15 protein-coding genes are annotated in these 14,354 nt (G+C 33.8%); 3 read left to right on the plus strand and 12 right to left on the minus strand.

Annotated elements, in window-relative coordinates; genetic code table 11:
• Positions 1–53: 53 nt before the first annotated feature.
• Both BTR34_RS00740 and BTR34_RS00745 read left to right on the plus strand, forming a co-directional pair.
• Positions 54–842 (plus strand): DUF547 domain-containing protein, encoded by a 789-nt coding sequence (locus BTR34_RS00740; protein ID WP_068483894.1) that lies wholly within the window; start codon positions 54–56, stop codon positions 840–842.
• 119 nt (positions 843–961) lie between these two features.
• The gene (locus tag BTR34_RS00745; RefSeq protein WP_068483895.1) at positions 962–3,205 is read left to right on the plus strand and encodes an efflux RND transporter permease subunit; all 2,244 of its coding nucleotides are present in this window, start codon (positions 962–964) and stop codon (positions 3,203–3,205) included.
• A gap of 341 nt (positions 3,206–3,546) precedes the next feature.
• Here BTR34_RS00745 and BTR34_RS00750 read toward each other — a convergent pair whose 3' ends face one another.
• From BTR34_RS00750 to BTR34_RS00760, 3 genes are all read right to left on the minus strand, one after another.
• Complete coding sequence (locus BTR34_RS00750; RefSeq protein WP_068483896.1) at positions 3,547–4,824, minus strand: tetratricopeptide repeat protein; 1,278 nt, start codon at positions 4,822–4,824, stop codon at positions 3,547–3,549.
• Positions 4,825–4,953: 129 nt separating this feature from the next.
• Entirely contained in the window at positions 4,954–5,745 is a 792-nt protein-coding gene (locus BTR34_RS00755; protein WP_068484062.1) for a DUF4331 family protein, read from the minus strand.
• 22 nt (positions 5,746–5,767) lie between these two features.
• A complete protein-coding gene (locus tag BTR34_RS00760) occupies positions 5,768–6,478 on the minus strand; it encodes a DUF4331 family protein (RefSeq protein ID WP_068483898.1) in 711 nt (236 codons plus the stop codon).
• A 212-nt stretch (positions 6,479–6,690) separates the two neighbouring features.
• Between BTR34_RS00760 and BTR34_RS00765 the strand changes: the two genes are divergently transcribed.
• Positions 6,691–7,905: an LETM1-related biofilm-associated protein gene (locus BTR34_RS00765; protein ID WP_068483900.1), complete on the plus strand. Its 1,215-nt coding sequence runs from the start codon at positions 6,691–6,693 to the stop codon at positions 7,903–7,905.
• A 104-nt stretch (positions 7,906–8,009) separates the two neighbouring features.
• Here the strand turns inward: BTR34_RS00765 and BTR34_RS00770 are convergent, their stop codons facing one another.
• The 9 genes from BTR34_RS00770 to BTR34_RS00810 all read right to left on the minus strand — a co-directional run bounded on the left by BTR34_RS00770 (position 8,010) and on the right by BTR34_RS00810 (position 14,343).
• A complete protein-coding gene (locus BTR34_RS00770; RefSeq protein WP_068483901.1) occupies positions 8,010–8,774 on the minus strand; it encodes a LytR/AlgR family response regulator transcription factor in 765 nt (254 codons plus the stop codon).
• Positions 8,775–8,807: 33 nt separating this feature from the next.
• Positions 8,808–9,173, minus strand: coding sequence for a 2TM domain-containing protein (locus BTR34_RS00775; RefSeq protein WP_068483902.1), 366 nt, complete (start codon positions 9,171–9,173; stop codon positions 8,808–8,810).
• Between the two features lie 97 nt (positions 9,174–9,270).
• Positions 9,271–9,609, minus strand: a complete 339-nt coding sequence (locus BTR34_RS00780) for a 2TM domain-containing protein (RefSeq protein ID WP_068483903.1) — start codon at positions 9,607–9,609, stop codon at positions 9,271–9,273.
• On the minus strand, positions 9,600–9,890 hold the full coding sequence (locus tag BTR34_RS00785; RefSeq protein WP_068483904.1) for a 2TM domain-containing protein: 291 nt from the start codon (positions 9,888–9,890) through the stop codon (positions 9,600–9,602). The genes BTR34_RS00780 and BTR34_RS00785 overlap by 10 nt, the downstream gene beginning before the upstream one ends.
• Positions 9,891–9,908: 18 nt before the next feature.
• On the minus strand, positions 9,909–10,193 hold the full coding sequence (locus BTR34_RS00790) for a 2TM domain-containing protein (RefSeq protein WP_068483906.1): 285 nt from the start codon (positions 10,191–10,193) through the stop codon (positions 9,909–9,911).
• 143 nt (positions 10,194–10,336) lie between these two features.
• Entirely contained in the window at positions 10,337–10,789 is a 453-nt protein-coding gene (locus BTR34_RS00795) for a pyridoxamine 5'-phosphate oxidase family protein (protein ID WP_068483908.1), read from the minus strand.
• Positions 10,790–10,809: 20 nt separating this feature from the next.
• The gene (locus tag BTR34_RS00800) at positions 10,810–12,132 is read right to left on the minus strand and encodes a 2TM domain-containing protein (protein WP_068483910.1); all 1,323 of its coding nucleotides are present in this window, start codon (positions 12,130–12,132) and stop codon (positions 10,810–10,812) included.
• Between the two features lie 209 nt (positions 12,133–12,341).
• Positions 12,342–13,472 carry a Gfo/Idh/MocA family oxidoreductase gene (locus tag BTR34_RS00805; protein ID WP_068483912.1) on the minus strand — a complete coding sequence of 377 codons (1,131 nt, stop codon included), beginning with the start codon at positions 13,470–13,472 and terminating at the stop codon, positions 12,342–12,344.
• A gap of 10 nt (positions 13,473–13,482) precedes the next feature.
• Positions 13,483–14,343 (minus strand): sugar phosphate isomerase/epimerase family protein, encoded by an 861-nt coding sequence (locus BTR34_RS00810; protein WP_068483914.1) that lies wholly within the window; start codon positions 14,341–14,343, stop codon positions 13,483–13,485.
• Positions 14,344–14,354 lie beyond the last annotated feature (11 nt).

Genomic DNA, 14,354 nt, shown 5'->3' on the forward strand with positions numbered 1-14,354 from the left:
TTCACGAACTTTTTAACTACTATTACGTAAATAAGGTAACCTAAAACACTTTTATGAAACTAAAAATACCTTTTCTTATAACTATATTGGCTCTGCTATTTATAGCTATAACTGATGTGCGTGCACAGGTCGACACCAATAAGGATACAGATTTCAACGAATTGTCCGAAACCTTTTTACAGCGAATTATCGATAAACAAGACACGCAAGACCTACAAAACGTATTAACCAATACTTCTATTTCAGAATTAGACAATGCACTGGATACCAATAATAAGCGATTGGCATTTTGGCTGAATATTTACAATGCATACATTCAGGTAATTCTTCAAAAGAATCCAGAATTGTATGATGATCGAGGTAGCTTTTTTAAGTTAGAGCAAATTAAAATTGCAGGCGAAATGGTATCGTTTGCAAAAATAGAACACGGACTCATTAGAAAATCGCAATGGGAATATGGTTTAGGCTATATACGTAAGTGGTTCCCAAATAAATTTGAACGAAAATTGAGAGTAGATAACCCTATCTACAACATTCATTTTGCGCTAAACTGTGGTGCTAAGGATTGCCCTCCGGTTGCCATCTATGAGTGGGAGCGTTTACCCGAGCAGTTACAAAAAGGTACAAAAAAACACCTTAAAAGAACTAGCGATTTCAATAACGATACAAATGTAGTTAAGGTAACTTCTCTATTTAATTGGTTTCGCGGAGATTTTGGTGGAAAAGGCGGTATCAAGAAAATTTTAAAAGAAAATGAAATTATACCTTCTACCAAAGGCGTTGATATTGAATACACCAATTATGATTGGACCTTAGATCTCGACAATTTTATTGAACTATAGTTATAATAAGAGCATTTTAGGTTTTAAAGAAAACTTCATTACTCTTATTTTATACTTTTTAGTACGGTTACAATGTAGAATGGTAAATTTGCACCCGAAATAGATATTTATTCTGTTCTATGAAGGTTGACTTTGGTTTCCTTAAAAAGTTTTTCATTGTACTTTTCATCCTATTAGGCGTATTGGCTGCCTCTAAATTGGATGAGCTTCGGTTTTCTTTCGATTTTAGTCAGTTTTTTCCAGAAGATGATCCCGATTTAGCTTTTTATGACAGTTACGTTGAAGAATTCGGGACAGATGACAACTTTTTACTAATTGCGGTAAAGAACGAGCCTAATATATTTAAACAAGATTTTTTAAATAGTTTTAAGGCATTTTCTGAGGAAAGTAAAAGCTTCACCCATGTTTTAGAAAGTAGTTCTTTAACCTCGCTCTCCTACCCGCTTAAAACTTCATTTGGCTATACCACTTTACCCATTATTCATATTGATGACCCTACCCAATACCAGAAAGATTGGAACAAGATTAAAGAAGATTCTCTTTTTATAAACGTACTTGTTGATGAAAAGGGAAAGTCTGTGGTTTTAGCTTTAGAGACCGAAGACAACTTAGATTACAAGCAGTCTGAAATGCTGTTAAATAGTATAAGAGCTTCTTTAAAAAAACACAACTTACCCGACTTTCACATTTTAGGAAGGGCTTTCTTTTATGAAGCTATTGTAGAAATGCAAAAGAGTGAAGTACTTACCACCACAATAGTAGCGTCCATCTTAGTTTTTATAATTCTGCTTTTGGTGTATAGAAGTATGCCGGTGGTTTTAATATCGGTTTTTTCCATAGCCATGTCGCTTTTATTATTTATGGGATTATTAGGTTGGTTAGGTAAAGAATTGAATGCCATGGCAGCATTTTATCCAGTACTCATGCTCATTGTGGGCACATCTGATGTTATCCATTTAACAGACAGTTACATTCGAAAATTGCAAACGGGCATACCACGTTATAAAGCCATTAAATCTTCGCTTAGAGAAGTAGGTATGACTACCTTATTAACTTCTATAACCACCGCAGTTGGTTTTGTAACCTTGCTTTCTTCTCGTCTGGTCAGTATCCAAGAATTCGGTATCAATGCCGCTATTGGTGTTTTAGTAGCCTATATTACCGTTATTTTCTTAACTGGTTCTTTACTTATATCTCTTCCAGAAAAATCATTGATAGGGCGTAGAAGCATTTCTAAAAATTGGGTAAACTATCTTTTACAGGTAAATAGGTTCACTAAAATTTACCCTAAATCCATCATTTTAGGTACTGTTATTTTTACAGCGCTTTGCTTTTTAGGTATTTACATGGTACAAACTAATCAGGAATTAAAGAATACCCTACCTGCGGAAAGTAAAATAGCCAAAGATTTTGATTTCTTTCAGAGTAATTTTTCTGGATTTAGACCTTTAGAAATTGCGGTAATGAGTACCGATGGCTATAAGGTTACCGATTTTAAAGTAGCGCAAGAAATAGAAAAGCTACTGGTATATTTAAAAACATTTGAAAGTATTGGCAACGTGCAATCTGCCAACTTACCCTATAAAATCTTTAATAAAGCCAATAACTTAAATAGTGCAGCATATTTTACTCTACCAAACGATGAAAAAACCTTTTTAAAATATCAAAAAGACACGCGTAAACTAGCTCGTAAGCAGTTAGGTAAATTCGTGAATAAAGACGAAACTATTGCCCGTATTAACGGTAGACTGCAAGACATTGGCACCGATAATTTACAAATTATTTACAATGATATTGCTCATTTTGCAAAAACGAAGATGGACACCTCACTTGTTTCAATAAAAGTAACAGGTAAAAGTATATTACTAGATAAAAACTCTGAATACATACGAAGCAGCCTTTTAGAAGGACTCCTATATGGATTATTGTTAATCGGAGTGATAATGGCGTTTGTTTTTAAAGACATCAAAATCTTCTTAATTTCACTTGTACCTAATATTCTACCTATACTATTTGCTGGTGGTATGTTAGGCTTTTTAGGCATACCGCTTGAAGCTTCACTCTCTGTGGTTTTTGCTATTGTCTTTGGCATTGCCGTTGATGACACTATCCACTTTCTAGGAAAATATAAATTAGGAATTACTCAAGGTCTAGATAAAGAGGCTGCTCTTGAGAAAACTTTTGCGCAAACAGGCAGAGCATTAGTAATAACTACTATTATCTTATTTTTTGGTTTTATGGTGATGTTATTTTCTATACATCAACCAAGTGTAACCATAGGATTGATTATAAGCGTAACCTTAGTAACAGCCTTAATCCTAGATTTACTCCTATTACCTGTACTATTAAGAAAATTAATTTAGATAGAGCTATTTGTTCTGTGTAATGTTTTTTGTAATGATCGGTAAGCAAAAATAGTTTTACCAACTAGCAAAATCATTAAGCTAATCCATAATGTAAAGAGTAGGTATTCCATAACAACATTTAGTTTTGGTGGTTACTTTTAGTTCACATTTTTAAGATGCTGGGGCACTTTAAATGTATTTGGACGATAAATATATGTATTTCATCTATAACCCTGTTAAAAAAAACATAATTTTCGATGAAATGCGTAATAATAACAACGCCACGACTTTACATCGTGGCGTTGAAAAAAAACAATCCAACCTAAAACAAACCAGAAATGAAATAATTGGGCGATTAATTACAGTTCACGGATTTGCTTTTCCATATTGGGCCCTAATTCATACAGGGCACCCATTAATTCGTTCTTTAAATCTTTAACTCTTTCTTCTTGACCATTTGCCTTATAAACTTCTGCTGCTTGGAATAACAGTGCAGGTTCAAAAGTTTTACCAGACACATGTTCATCCATAATCTCTAATGCTCTTTTTTCATTGCCTTTCTTTAAATAACTATACCCCAGCCAACTATAAGATTCTGGCGTAGGTCTATTTACAACTTCCTTTTGGGCTAAAACCAATGCTTGATCATATTGTTTTGTTTCCCCTATAAACAAGTCAAGATTATAGGCATTGTACATATCGCCATAGGCAACATCTTTTACCTTAGAAAAATAGTGGTCCAAATTCTTAGTTCTAATTAAATCATTACCCATGTAATCCGCTATTTCTGCTTTTAACAAATAATAATCTGGGGCACTATATGTCTTGGTAACCGAATCTAATATCCTAAGGGCTTCTTCTGGATTATCATCATTAGAAAATGCGATCCATGCAATGCCCTTTTTAGCATAGGCATTATCGTTATCTATTTCTAACGATTTTAAATACTGATTATAAGAATCCTCTATTCTACCGGCATGTCCATAATAGTCACCTAAATTTGTATAACTCCATAACATCAAATCTTTATTCTTAGCAGACTCTGCCTTATCTCTAGCCTTTTCCATAAAGTTTATTGTCGTATCCAAATCTCCTTTATAATCGTTCCATTTTGCTATGCGAATCAAATACCCAAAATCCGACATATTCTTTAGGCTATCTAAATAGGTTTCTGCCAGTTCATAGTTTCCCAGTTCCATATGCAGATCAAAAAATAAACTTTGGGTTTCATTTTTATCGCCACCAATGGCGGCTGCAGAATCAGCTAATTGCAAGGCTTCTTTAAAGCGGTGTTGCGATATATAATTTCTAGCTAAAGACCTATAAAAACCAGGTTTACCAATATTGGCTATTTCTACTGCTTTTTTTAAGCTCTTTTCTGCTTTTTTTAAAAATTCTATTTCGCCAGTTTTTTGAAAATACCTATTATATTCTCCACCAACTACACCAAAACTGGTAAGCTGAATACTATCTGGTCTTATTTTTGAATTCCAAAGTTCAAAATATTTTGATGTCGTTTTAATTTCATTAGAAACTAAAAACTTGTTGTAATCTTCTTTATTAGCAATTGCTTCTTGATTCTTAGTATCACAAGAAGATACCAGCATAACTACTAGTAAAAGCTTTAATAATTTCATGAGTTTGTTTTTTTTTGGATTGTTAAAAAAAGGGGAGCTTTTCAACTCCCCATCCCTTCTTTTTCATAAGCAATTAGGGTTGTGCCAGTCTTTTAGGTTATTTCTAACCTATAAGGTTGAGGCAACTTTTTATTCTGGTGCGCCCAAATAAGGGAACGCTGTGTCTACAGTAGCGGTTAGCCCAACGCCATCTGAAGTTAATCTAGGTAAATCTGCCATACCATCACCATCGGTATCTTGACCACTAAATCTTGCGCCATCTCCACCACCAAATAATAGTATTAACGATACATCAATAACATCGTCTTGTAGTGTTCTACCAGTCAAACCTACTGCACCTTCATAGTTTGGTGCACCACTACCACCATTAAAATAAGTTGTTGGTAAATTAGGGGCAACTTCAAGAACATCATTAGACAATACCGTAGTTAATACAGTAGCGGTTACTGGATTGTTAGTATAACCATCGTCCATTGGTCCATTTAATATATCACCCAAAATATTTGGCTCAAAGTTCACTGCTGCAGGATCTGCTCCTAATATATTTGCATAAACATCGTGGTATGCCTCTAACCGTGCTTCAAAAGCAGCTTGAAAAGTGGCTTGCATTTCTGAAGGAATAGACATATTATGCGAATTCTTAGTTTCGCCATCGGCACTTAAAACTGTATTAATGCCTGGTCTGCCCATAAAGTCTACTTGCGCATATGTTCCTGTAAAATCTGGACCCATTGGCTCCATACCGTCTTCACAAGGCGTACATGTACCGCCACAATCAACTCCTGTTTCATCACCATTCATAATTCCGTCATTACAAGTAGGTGTCATTACCATTGGTGTATTATCATCATCACTACAAGAAGCTAAAGCTGTAATTGCACAAAGTGATAAAAACGTATATTTTATATTTTTAAATTTCATCTTTATAATTTTTATAAGGTTATTATTGTTTAGCATTTGTAGTTACCCATGTTTTATAGACTGGTAATTGCAAAACATTAACTGCTGTTGTTTCGCCTAAAAGGCTATTTGGAATTTCAACAACAATAGACATAGTGTTGGCACCGTCAAATGTATCAACCGCTGTATCATCATCGTCATCTGTACTATTGGGATCACCCGCTGGTTTAAAACCTAAAGGTGCAGTCCCGCCTATTACTTCATTGAATTGAAAAAAGTCGAAGAAGAATGCATCTTGTCTTGGGCCTGCAAATAAAGACACACCATTACTAGTTGTTTCTACGATGGCCGTTTCTGCAGAAATGTCTACTGACCCTAATGGAGAATCTACCATTATGGAACCATTTAAACCGGTTTCACTTGGCGCAACAGGACCAAAGAAATACATTTTACCATCTCTTGGAATTGCTTGTATTACCAAATCTTCGACCAAATCGCCATCGTTATCAATATTGATTTCTAGTAACACATTTTCATCGAACGTACCATACGCCAAATCCGGCAATACATTTGATTGAAGGTCTACCGCAAAAACAGTATTATCTGAACCCAAAGTTGGTTCAAAAGCATAAAAATCGGCAATATCTGCCGTGGTTCCCATAGCATCAGGCGCATCAATATGATCAGCTGCCACTAAAAGAACTCCTACTAAGGCTAGTGCCCCAAGTCCCATAAATAATTTTGATTTTTTCATTATCTTTTTTTTTAGATTAGAATCACCCTTACTTACGAGAATAAAAACGAAAGGTTCATTTTTATTAAAAAAATGTGAATATTTTTTTTTAATATCGATATTCTACTTTTTGACAGGAACCTTAAAATGCTAAAAAAATCACCTTTATATATATGGTAACTAGAAGTAGAAAATTATAATTAGCTAACTTTGCACCCATAAAATATGTACACATGAACCCGTCTGCCTCTGGTTGGATAGAAAAATATGGATCGGTCGTTCAAAAACACCAAAATGCTTTTCCCGACTTTGATGTCCTATACCATGCGCTAAAAAAAAGTGGGTTTGTATATGGTTTAAATTCTGGTATTCCTGAATTTATTCATCCTGAGCATCTATTATCTGAAGATGAAAAAGCTAAGATTAACCTCCTAAATGCGCTATACTTTACATTTAAGATTAAAGGAGGTGAAGATTTTGACCAGTTTGTAGAGCAAGTATTTAAATTCTACGAAATATTAAAAATTAATAGTACGGGATTTTTCGGCAAACTACTTACGGGTAATAAAACATCCGCAAAGTTGGAAAAATTAATGACTTCAAGAATATATATTGAAGACAATATAATTAGTAAAACTTTTAACAGTCTAATAACCAACTCGCTTCTATTTATTGATGTCCTACTTTTTAAACACTATTTAAATGAATATGTTTCTTTGAAGGAAAAGGCAGAGGAAATTGAGTACTTAGCAATACATATTACCTACCATGCACTTAGCTCTAAGGAAATAAACAGGAAGGATAATAAACTTTCCCAACTATTAGCATCATCATTGACCTATATTAATTGTGCCGATAATAAATTTGATGGTTCTTACCGCGATAGGCTATTGAATAGTAAGGATATCTGGGAGAATCGCTATTTATTAGATATGGCATGCCTTACCGTTTGGGAAGATCATTCGTTGGACTATACGGAGTCTGAATTTATTTTTGGAATAGGAAAAGATTTAGGTTTTGAAAAGACTATAATTTTAGATTCAATTAAGGATGTCACCACATTTTTTCAATTAAATGTAGCTATTATTCCTTATTTAAAAGAAAAGAATCTTGCTAAGCAATTTTACGATAGTATGGGTAAAATTGTAAAAAAACTAATTTTACGCAATAGTAAAAGATTACTAAAAGAGTTGTCGCAAAGTGCTGAACTTGTAGCGTTGCTATCAAAATCTACGATGCGTGATTTAAGTAATGAAGAAAAGAAAAAAGTTCAAAATCAGCTTTTAGATATTTTCAAAAGTATACCTTCACTAGCTATTTTTATATTACCTGGCGGGGCAATTCTACTTCCTATATTTATTAAGTTAATACCAAAATTATTGCCTTCTGCTTTCGACGAAAACCGGATTGATGACGAAGATGTTGAGACAATTCGGGTAAAAAACTAACTGTATTTAGTAAAAGTATTCAGTATCAGTTGGCAGTCGCAGGTGGTAATATTAGGACTTAGGACAAAATAATAAACTGTTTACCTTAAAATACTTCCAAGCATTTACTCTAACCAGAGCTTAAAGTCTTTTACTTTTTCTCTACTTACAATAATTTCAAGATTTGGATTATTATTTAGTTTTATCTGTAGCCTTGAATTGGTGTATGATATAATGTCTTTTATATACTCTATATTAACAAAATACTTTCTGCTGACTCTAAAAAATACTTGAGGTTTCAACTCCATTTCAAGTTGTTCCAATGTAGTATCCAATAAGTAATTTCGACCATCTTTAGTTGCCGCATAAGTGCCTTTATTTTCACTATAAAAACACTCCACATCTTCAGAGTTTATAATTTTTATATGCTGACCTACTTTTGCTGTAAAGCGCTTTTTATATTCGCGTTCTAAGGGGTTAATCAATAGTTTTTTAATGTCCTCAAAATCTAAGGCTATCTTTTCAGGCCCTTTAACCGATTTAAAAAGTGTTTTATATTTGGTTACCGCATGTTCTAAATCTTCATCATCAATAGGTTTCAATAAATAATCTATACTATTTAATTTAAACGCTTGTAATGCATATTCGTCAAAAGCCGTAGTGAAAATAATAGCACTATGAACCTCTATAACGTCGAAAATTTCAAAAGAGAGTCCGTCCGATAATTGAATGTCCAAAAAAATTAAATCTGGATGTTCATTATTTTGAAACCATTCAATGGCCTCTTCAACTGAATGTAACATGGTAGAAACAGTTAAGTCAAGACTTTCTAGCATTCTACCCAACCTACGTGCTGCTGGTTTCTCGTCTTCAATGATAATGATCTTCATGGTTCTTATATCGTTTAATTAGAATAGAATGTTTTAGTCTCTATTTGAATTTATAAATTTTTGAATTTGACGTTCTTCCCATTTCTTCATGTACCACGAAATATTACTAAATACAATAATGCCATGAATAGCAAGTATTATTCCCCAAACAATAGTAGTGCCATAAACATTCCAGTTAATCCAATTTAAAAAATCAGGATTTCCGATTGCATCTTTACTCACTAAAATGAAAACAAACTTATGTCTTAAGAAGAATAAAATGATGGTTATTATAGCAAAAACTATTGCGTGATTATAGAAGCCTTTTATACTTGCCACTTTTGTTTTTGCTCTTTCATATTTAGACAACCTACTCAATTCTTCTGTTACAAGGTTATCGTTTGGTAGATTAGTTTCCATGTTATCTATATTTTTCAAATTCGCGTTTATCTTCCTCAATGTATTTATTTATTTGACGAGCTGTGCATCAGTCTTATTTACCTTTGAAGTATTCATACTATCTATATTTTTCAGCATCTCTTTCCTCCTGTTCTACATATTTACTGATTTGGCGTTGTTCCCAATCTTTACTGAAAAAAGGATTAAAGCCAAACACCTTGGCCGCATGAAATGCCAAGCCAATTCCCCAGAAAAATGGAGTAGATATAGTTCCTATATTGAACAAAGCCTCTGAAAATGAAGCTCCGCCAGACATGATACCCATTATAGTAACAGTCATGACAAATAAATTTACCAGTACGTAAACAAGTAGGTGAATATAAAATCCTTTTATCTCTTTTACCTTCTTTTGGGCTCTTGCCAATTTATCCGATTGATCAAATTCGTTTAGTTCCATCTTTGTTTATTTTCTTCTTGTTGTAAAAACTCTTGTAATTTTCTTTCTTCCCAGTCACGATTCATAAACGGATTCAAGTTAAAGATTTTATTTGCTTTAAAAAACAGGCTAATACTTAATCCGAATACTACCCAAAGAAACCAAGCATATTCCCATTCGTTAAGGTAATAATTTAAAGCCGCTACGAGTATTATGGTTACGACAGCCGAGGCTACTTTACCATAAAATTCTTTGATTTCTTCTACTCTTTGTTTTGCCTTTTTATATTTGGTGTTTTCCATGATCTTCAGTTTATTAGGTTATGATTCTTGCATGTATTCTTTGATCTTTCTTTCTTCCCACTTCTTACCGAAAAGTGGATTGTAACCGAAGGCATAAAGGCCGTTCATAATTACACCGAATCCCCAACCCAATGCTGGAAAAATTGCCCAAGGAAAACTAGTGGTGTTATAATTGATATATGCTAAAATCGGAATTACAATACAGTATGCCAGTAAGTTGCCATAAAAACCTTTTATTGCTTCTACTTTGTCTTTTGCTTTTTGATACTTGTAATTATGGTCGTTTGTAAAATTTGATTCCATCTTTATATGTTTTAGGTTATTGTTATTTGATTGCTATACTTCAAATTTCGGCAGATAACCCAGGTTTTTAAAAAATGAAATACCCAGTTGTACTTTTTTATGACTGAATTGTAGAAAGTCGTATTTGCAAGAACTAAATTCCGTTAAAATCCATACGATTTCTTAGCACTTTCAATTTGTTCTTGTTCTGTTGTATTAGGATATAATAGGTATTTAGGTGCTATAATGGGCTTTGAACTGGTGACGGTAATTTTGGTAATCGATGCAAACGGAAACTTGCCTTCTGTAAGTGTAAGAAGTACTTTTTCCATGCTAGAGAACGCTGAAGAAGATTTCTCAATAATTTCAGCCTCGCCTTTTAACTGAAATCCTTTTTGCTTTAACACGTCTATAAAACTGATACACACATTTTTATTCGTCCTTATATTCTTAACCGTTTGTGGCGATGCTATATTGGCTACAATAATGATATCATCTTCATAAAAGCTAAATATCTCTTTTGGCGATACATTGGGAATATTTTCTGTAGATGATGTTGCCAACCAACACAAAACACTTTCATTTATAGACGATTTAACCTCTTCTGTTAGCTTCATAACATCTATTTAAAACACATTTAGAAATTGTCTTTCTCCATCAATTCCTTGATTTTTTTCTCCTCCCAATCTCTACCGAATAAAGGATTTATTCCATATGCTTTTAAGCCATGGGCTATTAAACCTATTCCCCACCCAACAGCCGGAAAAATGACCCACGTAAAACTAGTGGTTCTATAATTGATGAAGGCAAGTATCGGAATTACTATACAGTACGATGTTAGATTGCCATAGAAACCCTTAATTTCTTCTACACGTTTTTTAGCTTTCTCATAGCGCTTGGCACTAATGTGAGAATCTTGTGTTTCTCTAAAAGATATAGCGTTGGTCAACATAGGCAAGCGGACCTTAAATTCATTCGAGGTCTTAAAAATTTGCATTTCTTTCCTGGTTAAAATTGCATATCGTTGCCTTATGTTCTGTAACCCAACCCCACTACTCTTTTTAACTACTTGCTTTTCTTGAAGATTATTGGTGACGTATAAATACCCATCTTCCTCATAAATTTTAATATGCAATGGTTTAGAAGAAGTTACCACATTGTGCTTCACTGCATTCTCTAATAACAATTGTAATGATAATGGAACAATTTTGGCTTCTGGGTCTGTTGCCAAATCGGGTATTTCAAATATGATACTGTCTTCAAAACGCATTTTTAAAAGTCGTACATAAGTTCTGGCAAATTTTAGTTCTTCATCTACAGGAATTAAATTTTTGCTCTTCTGCTCTAATACATAACGATATACTTTAGACAAAGACGTCGTAAATTTTTGTGCCTGTATAGGATCTTCTTCTATGAGACTTGTTAATACATTTAAACTGTTAAACAGAAAATGCGGGTCTAATTGATTTTTTAAAGCATCGAATTTTGCCGATGCCGAACCTGCTATTATTTTTTGTTCTTTTACCTTGGTATCTTGTAATGCTTTGTAAAAATAGAATGCATGTATAAATAATGAAATGAATACTGCTACTATAATAAAAATCAAATAGGTTTCACTATCCTCATTTGAAATGAAATCGGCAAAAGGCCGTTTAAAATATCCAACAAAAAGTAGCATTCTAAGTATGCCGTAAGCAACTACTATAATTGTAATTGAACCTAATGAACCAAATAATAAACGCTTCTTTGGTGCTTGATCCCAAGAGTATTTCTTAGAAATATAATCATCGTAGTATACATTAATAATAGTTAATATTGTAGTTATACCAATAACAATGATTATATGTTCAGCTTGTTCTCGCCAAATAAAGGGTTCACCCCAGCTAAGTACTTGCTCAACAACAATAATCGCCATGGATATTAAAATACTGTACTTAACTATTTTTGAAAAAATACTCATTTAATATGCTTTATTTTCAAATCGTAAAATGTTAGATTCAGGCTTTTAAAAATAGGGATTTCCTTTCAGAAGTATAATTCTTTCTTTTTGATTACCCTGCACAACAACAAACATGACACCTTTTCTATTAAACAAAAAAAATTACTTTCCGAAATGTCAATTAAGACACCCGAACTGTAATTTAAACTATTAAAAGAGTTGTTTGGTTTTTAATTTGAAAAAGTAAATTCTGGAAGTTTTATTATTTCGCCTCCTTTTTGGGCAGATTCATGTGATAAAATACCCACACAAGTAATATTTGCCGATTGTTTTGCATTTGGATAAGGCGAAGTTCCATTAATTAATCCGTCAATAAAGGCATGTACCAAATGTGGGTGAGAGCCTCCGTGCCCTGCCCCTTGGGTAAATGAAAGATGTTGATTATCACCTTCGTCATACACACCATGCGTAGTAAATGCCTGAATTTCTTTAGGCAATAGTTTAGCAAAATCGGGACTTTCAACTTCTTCCGGAATTTCTGGTTCTGGTTTTTTAGCGGTATGTACTACCAAAGGTTTCCCTTCTATTAAAGGCCATTCTACCGATTTTTTGGAGCCATAGACCTCAAAACTTTCTCTGTATTGACGGGCGACATCAAACAAGGAACGATAAACTTGTGCGCTTAAATCTGAATTTCTGAATTTTATATGGGTGGTTTCTACAGCGTATGGTGAGTTATATTCTTTAATTAACTCTTCACGAATAGTTCCTGAACCAAAGCAAGAAACATACTCCGCTTCATTCTGTGTCAATCCTAAAACTGGACCAACACAGTGTGTGGCATAATGCATTGGCGGTAAACCAGGCCAGTAATTTGGCCATCCGTCCATATCTTGTTGATGACTTGCTTTTAAAAATTGAACTTTTCCTAATTCCCCTTTTTCATAAAGCTCTTTCATGTAAAGAAACTCACGGGCATATACCACGGTTTCCATCATCATATAGGTAAGTCCGGTTTTTTCTGTCAATTCAACAATTTGTCTGCATTCATCTACCGTAGTTGCCATAGGCACTGTACATGCCACATGCTTACCTGCTTTTAGCGCTTTTATAGATTGCTCGCCATGATTTGGAATAGGAGTATTTATATGAACAGCATCTATTTCTTTATCTTTTAATAATTCTTCATAGGATGTATATCTCTTTGAAATACCAAAAGCATCAGCAATCTCATTTAATTTATCTTCATTACGTTGACATACTGCCACCAACTCGGCATTTGGATGCATTTTATAAATAGGAATGAATTCTGCCCCAAAACCAAGGCCTACAATGGCTATTCTTATTTTCTTTTTGCTCATTTTGATACTTTTAATCGTTAAACGTTTGTTTTAAAAATTGTAGTCCTTGTTGCGCGAATTCATCTTGGGTTTTGGCCATAGTTTTCCATATACATACCGCAGCGGCTAATTCTTTAATTTCTGGTGTAAAGCTTTCTATGACCAATCCACCATTGTAATTTATATCTTGGAGTCCTAGTTTAAAATCGTTCCACGGAGTGAGCCCCGTTCCAGGTACTCCCCTATGGTTCTCAGAAACTTGAACATGTATTAATTTATCACCAACAGTATTTATAGCTTTTCTTATATTTTTTTCTTCAATAGTCATATGAAAGCCATCTAGCAAAACACGTGCAGAGGCGTGATTAATATCTTTAACCATGCGCATTAAATCATCGGCTGTATTGACCAAATCAGATTCAAATCTATTTAAGGACTCTAATGCTATAGATAGCTCATGTCCTTCAGCTATGATACATACTTTTTGTAAGTTGGTTACCGCCAAATCCCATTCCATTTTACGCTGGTCCTTTGAAACCATACGAGCCTTGCCTACTGCAGAATACATTGGTCCTGCCAAAAATTTTACCCCTAAAATATTACAGATTTCAAAACACAGTTCTAAATAATCAAAACACTGTCTATGCACTTTTGGGTCTTCATGCGTAAGATCTTTTGTTGGACCAAAAGCACCGCAAACAGATGCTTTTAAACCATTATCAATTAGTGCCTTTTTTATTTCTTTTGCATCTATTAAAAGAGGGTCTTCCACAGGTATTTCAACCAAATCATACCCCATTGCCTTTATTTTTGGGAATAGTTCTATACTGTTTGTTGTAAATGGTGATTGCCATAGCCATGTACTCACCCCGAAATCAATTTTATTCTTCATGTAAGTGCTCT

This window comes from Maribacter hydrothermalis (genome assembly GCF_001913155.1).
In the GTDB taxonomy this organism is placed as follows: domain Bacteria; phylum Bacteroidota; class Bacteroidia; order Flavobacteriales; family Flavobacteriaceae; genus Maribacter; species Maribacter hydrothermalis.